Source organism: Kitasatospora sp. NPDC007106, assembly GCF_040634455.1.
Lineage (GTDB): Bacteria > Actinomycetota > Actinomycetes > Streptomycetales > Streptomycetaceae > Kitasatospora > Kitasatospora arboriphila.
Window position 1 is genome coordinate 1 of record NZ_JBEYFP010000493.1, and the last position, 4,482, is coordinate 4,482.

General features: G+C 73.2%; 4 protein-coding genes and 1 pseudogene. 2 read left to right on the top strand and 3 right to left on the bottom strand.

The window, feature by feature from the left end; all coding sequences use genetic code 11:
- The 3 genes and pseudogenes from ABZ641_RS26865 to ABZ641_RS26875 all read right to left on the bottom strand — a co-directional run.
- Positions 1 to 202 (bottom strand): annotated as a pseudogene (locus ABZ641_RS26865) (RNA polymerase sigma factor); the annotation flags it as partial.
- Positions 199 to 522, bottom strand: a complete 324-nt coding sequence (locus tag ABZ641_RS26870; RefSeq protein WP_344628406.1) for a YciI family protein — start codon at positions 520 to 522, stop codon at positions 199 to 201. The pseudogene ABZ641_RS26865 and the gene ABZ641_RS26870, both read right to left, overlap by 4 nt.
- A gap of 131 nt (positions 523 to 653) precedes the next feature.
- On the bottom strand, positions 654 to 1,367 hold the full coding sequence (locus tag ABZ641_RS26875; RefSeq protein ID WP_359985703.1) for a TetR/AcrR family transcriptional regulator: 714 nt from the start codon (positions 1,365 to 1,367) through the stop codon (positions 654 to 656).
- A gap of 175 nt (positions 1,368 to 1,542) precedes the next feature.
- On the opposite strand from ABZ641_RS26875, the gene ABZ641_RS26880 reads away from it, so the two are divergent.
- Both ABZ641_RS26880 and ABZ641_RS26885 read left to right on the top strand, forming a co-directional pair.
- Positions 1,543 to 2,889 (top strand): MMPL family transporter, encoded by a 1,347-nt coding sequence (locus ABZ641_RS26880; protein ID WP_359985706.1) that lies wholly within the window; start codon positions 1,543 to 1,545, stop codon positions 2,887 to 2,889.
- A gap of 102 nt (positions 2,890 to 2,991) precedes the next feature.
- Positions 2,992 to 4,356, top strand: a complete 1,365-nt coding sequence (locus tag ABZ641_RS26885) for a cation:dicarboxylase symporter family transporter (protein ID WP_344626331.1) — start codon at positions 2,992 to 2,994, stop codon at positions 4,354 to 4,356.
- The last annotated feature ends 126 nt before the right edge of the window (positions 4,357 to 4,482 follow it).

Sequence of the window (4,482 nt, forward strand, 5' to 3'; positions counted from 1 at the left end):
TGGCGGTGGTGGTCAGCCAGGCACCGGGGTTGGGCGGCACGCCGTCGGCCGGCCACCGCTCGACCGCCGTGGCGAACGCCTCGGCCACCGCCTCCTCGGCGGTGTCGAGGTCACCGAAACGCCTGGTCAGGGCGGCGACCGCGCGGGCCCACTCCTCGCGGTGGGCGCGGGCGACCGCCTCCCGGACGTCGGTCGTGCTCACAGGACCGGACGCACCTCGACCTTCCGGTTGCAGGCCTTCGAGCCCTCGGACGCCAGTTTGAGGGCCACGTCGAGATCGGCGGCCTCGACGATCCAGAAGCCGACCAGGTACTCCTTCGACTCCACGAAGGGCCCGTCGGTGAACAGCGTCTCCTCACCGCGGTTGTCGATCACGGTCGCGGTGTCGGGTCCGCCGAGGCCGGCGGCGAAGACCCAGTGGCCCTCGGCCCGGAGCCCGTCGTTGAACACGTCGATCGCCGCCATCTCCTCCGCGGTGGCGAGGCGGGAGTCGTCGTGGATCACCGAGAACAGGTACTGCATCGTGAACCATCTCCTGTGCTTCGGGGGCGCCCCTCACGGGCGGCCGCTCACCCCTTCTACGAACGCCTGCGCCCCGATCCGACACCGCCGCCGACGATTTCTCCGAGGACGCCCCGCGGTCCTGCGGACCGTCACCCGTCCGGGGGGTCGGGGACGGTCTCCGGGCGGTCGGTGGCGGCGAGCAGGGCGTGGACGGCGGTGGCCATGGTGCGGCGGGCGGCCGCCACGTCGAGCCCGGAGCTGCGCCAGTGGTGCCAGGTGCTCCAGGTGGTGGCGGCGTCCAGTGCGTTGAGCAGGTCGGTGCGGCGGGCCTCGGGCAGCCGGTCCAGCTCGGTGGCGAAGATCTCCGAGATCCGCGTCCGGCCGTAGTCGAGCATCATCCGCACCGCCTCCTGGACGCGCTCCGACGGGTTCTCCAGCCGCATCATGGCCAGCCGCGTCGGGGTGAGCCACTCCAGGATCCGGCCGCGCTGCTCCGCCAGGGCGGCGACCCGCAGCTCTCGCGGGCCGTCGGTCGGCAACGGCTTGATCTGGGAGAGCAGTTGGTCGATCCGCCGGGTGACGGCGGTGTCGGTCAGCTGCGCCATGTCCGCGAAGTGGTGGAACACCAGGCGCCGTGACACGCCGGCCCGTTCGGCCACCCGCTCGGCGGGGAACTGCACCAGGCCCTCGTCGAACAGCGACAGCACCGCGTCGGCGATCTTCTCGCGGGTCAGCCGCCCGCGTTCGGTGCGGCCGTCCGCGGGCTGTTCGGTCCGGCCGTCCACGGGCCGCGCGGCCGGACTGTCAGAGGGTCGCGCGGTCCGGCCCTCCGCGGGCCGTCCGGGGTCGGGGTTCTGCGGCATGCCCGGGCCTCCTTCCGTCACGTTGACATTATTGCACCGCCAGTGCAACGTACTGATTGCACGGAGAGTGCAATGAGTTCGGCGGGGGGCCCGGCGTCACCCCGTCCCCGTACGGAAGGCCGGTGTGCCGATGTTCACCGCCGTGGGGCGCTGGTGCGCCCGCAGACCGAAACGCGTGGTGGCCGCCTGGCTGCTCCTCCTGGCCGCGGCCCTCGCCGCGGTCGGCGTGCTGGGCAGCGTCACCACCGAGGCGGTGTCCATCCCCGGCAGCGACAGCCAGGCCGCCCGGGACCTCGGCGACGAGGCCTTCCCCGGCTCGGCCTCGGGACGCCAGCCGCTCGTCCTGCACACCGCCGCCGACGGGCCGCTGCTCACCTCGCCCGCGAGCACCGAGGCCGTGAAGCAGGCCGCCGCCGCGATCGCCCGCGTCGACCACGTCGTGGCCGTCACCACCCCGTACGACCCGGCCGGCGCCAAGGCGATCTCCGCCGACGGCCGCACCGGCTACCTGTCGGTCGAACTCGACGTCACCGGACGCGAGATCACCCCCGGGATCACCGACCGGATCACCGCCGCGGCCGCCCCGGCCACCGCGGCCGGCATCGAGGTCACCCCGGGCGGCTTCCTCGCCGCCGCCGTCGACAAGGGCTCCACCGGCCACAGCGAGGCGATCGGCCTCGCCGCCGCCTTCGTCGTCCTCGCCCTCACCTTCGGCGGCCTGGTCGCGGCCGGCCTCCCGCTGCTCGCCGGCGGACTCGGCCTCGGCATCTCGCTCTCGGTGCTCGGACTGGTCGGCCACCTGGTCGACATGCCGTCCTCCGGCGAGACCATCGCCGCGATGATCGGCCTCGGCGTCGGCATCGACTACACCCTCTTCGGGCTCACCCGCTTCCGCGAACTCCTCGCCGCCGGAGTCGGCCGCGAGGAGGCCGCCGTCCGCACCACGGCCGGCTCCGGCAAGGCGGTCGCCTTCGCGGGCAGCGCCGTGATCGCCGCACTCGCCGGCCTCGCCCTCGGCGGCATCCCGCTGCTGTACGCCCTCGCGCTCGCCCCCGGCATCGCCGTCCTCGTCGCCGTCGGCATCAACCTGACCCTGCTGCCCGCCGTCCTCGTCCTGCTCGGCCCCCGCCTCGCCGCGAGGCCCCGGCGCGGCGCGAAGGCGGACCAGGCGGGCCCCCGCGGCTGGGGGCGGATCGCCGAGGTCGTCGCCGCCCGGCCGTGGCGCTGCCTGATCGCCGCGACCCTCCTGGTCGGTGCCCTCGCGCTGCCCGCCGCCCAGCTCGCCTTCGGCCAGCTCGACGCGGGATCCAACGCCACCGGCTCCGCGAGCCGCACCGCCTACGACCGGCTCGCCACCGCCTTCGGCCCCGGCATCAACGGCACCCTCCAGGTCACCGACACCCTCGCCACCCCGGCCGAGGGCCCCACCGACGACCGCGTCACCGCCGTCACCCGGGCCCCGGCGGTGGTATACCGGCCAGTGTGCACGGTCCTCCCCCGGCGGCGGCACCGTCCGGTGTGAACTCTATGAACGCAAACGTGACCCCCGTCACTCCGGCACCCATAGTCTTCACCGGCCCTCCCCCCGGGGCCGTCAGGGACAGCTGGGCGAAGGAGCCGTGGAATGTCGAGCGCAGGAGCAGTCCGCCGCAGAGTCGACCGTACGCACTACCTCTACCTGGCGGTGATCGCGGCGGTGGCCGCGGGCATCGTCGTCGGTCTCGCCGCGCCGGACGCGGCGGTGGAGCTGAAGCCGATCGGCACGGGCTTCGTCAATCTGATCAAGATGATGATCAGCCCGGTGATCTTCTGCACCATCGTGCTCGGCATCGGCTCGGTCACCAAGGCGGCCAAGGTCGGCCGGGTCGGCGGACTGGCGCTCGGCTACTTCCTGGTGATGTCCACCGTGGCGCTGGGCATCGGCCTGCTGGTGGGCAACCTGATCGAGCCCGGCTCCGGGCTGCACCTCACGAGTGCCCTGGCCAAGTCCGGGCACGCCCAGGCGGCGGCGGGCGAGGCCACCGGGACGGCCGACTTCCTGCTCGGCATCATCCCGACGACGCTCTTCTCCGCCCTCACCGAGGGCAAGGTGCTGCAGACCCTGCTGGTGGCCCTGCTGGCCGGCTTCGCCCTGCAGGCGATGGGCCCGGTCGGCGCGCCGGTGCTGCGCGGCGTCGAGCACCTGCAGCGGCTGGTGTTCCGCATCATGTCGATGATCATGTGGGTGGCCCCGATCGGCGCCTTCGGCGCGATCGCCGCGGTGGTCGGCGCCACCGGCACCGCCGCGCTGAAGAGCCTCGCCATGATCATGTTCGGCTTCTACCTGACCTGCGCGCTGTTCGTCGCCGTGGTGCTCGGCCTGCTGCTGCGGCTGGTGGCCGGGGTCAACGTGTTCTCGCTGCTGCGCTACCTCGGCCGGGAGTTCCTGCTGATCCTCTCCACCTCGTCCTCGGAGAGCGCGCTGCCCCGGCTGATCGCCAAGATGGAGCACCTCGGGGTCAGCCGTCCGGTCGTCGGCATCACCGTGCCGACCGGCTACAGCTTCAACCTGGACGGCACCGCGATCTACCTCACCATGGCCTCCATCTTCATCTCGGAGGCGATGGACAAGCCGATGTCGCTGGGCCAGCAGCTCTCGCTGCTGCTCTTCATGGTGATCGCCAGCAAGGGCGCGGCCGGGGTCACCGGCGCCGGCCTGGCGACGCTGGCCGGCGGCCTGCAGTCGCACCGGCCGGAGCTGGTCGACGGCGTCGGCCTGATCGTCGGCATCGACCGCTTCATGTCGGAGGCGCGGGCGCTCACCAACTTCGCCGGCAACGCGGTGGCCACCGTGCTGATCGGCCACTGGACGGGCGAGCTCGACCGCGAGCGGCTCGACCTCGTCCTGGCCGGCGGCCTGCCGTTCGACGAGTCCGCGCTCGCCGACCCGCACACCGGTGCCGTCCCCGCACAGCCGCAGGCACCGGAGGTGGAGACCACCAAGGCCTGAGGCCGCGGCCCGGTCGGGGGCCCCCCGGCCCCCCCGGGGGGGCGCGGGGGTGTGAGGGACGTTGGGGGGGTGGGGGAAGGTGGTTTGTGGTTGGTGTTTATGTAGAGGGGGGGGGGCGAAGTAATA

Excerpts from the sequence above, each read along its gene's own strand:
- ABZ641_RS26870 (WP_344628406.1), bottom strand. The coding sequence starts at position 522 with ATGCAGTACCTGTTCTCGGTGATCCACGACGACTCCCGCCTCGCCACC.
- ABZ641_RS26875 (WP_359985703.1), bottom strand. The coding sequence starts at position 1,367 with ATGCCGCAGAACCCCGACCCCGGACGGCCCGCGGAGGGCCGGACCGCG.
- ABZ641_RS26885 (WP_344626331.1), top strand. The coding sequence starts at position 2,992 with ATGTCGAGCGCAGGAGCAGTCCGCCGCAGAGTCGACCGTACGCACTAC.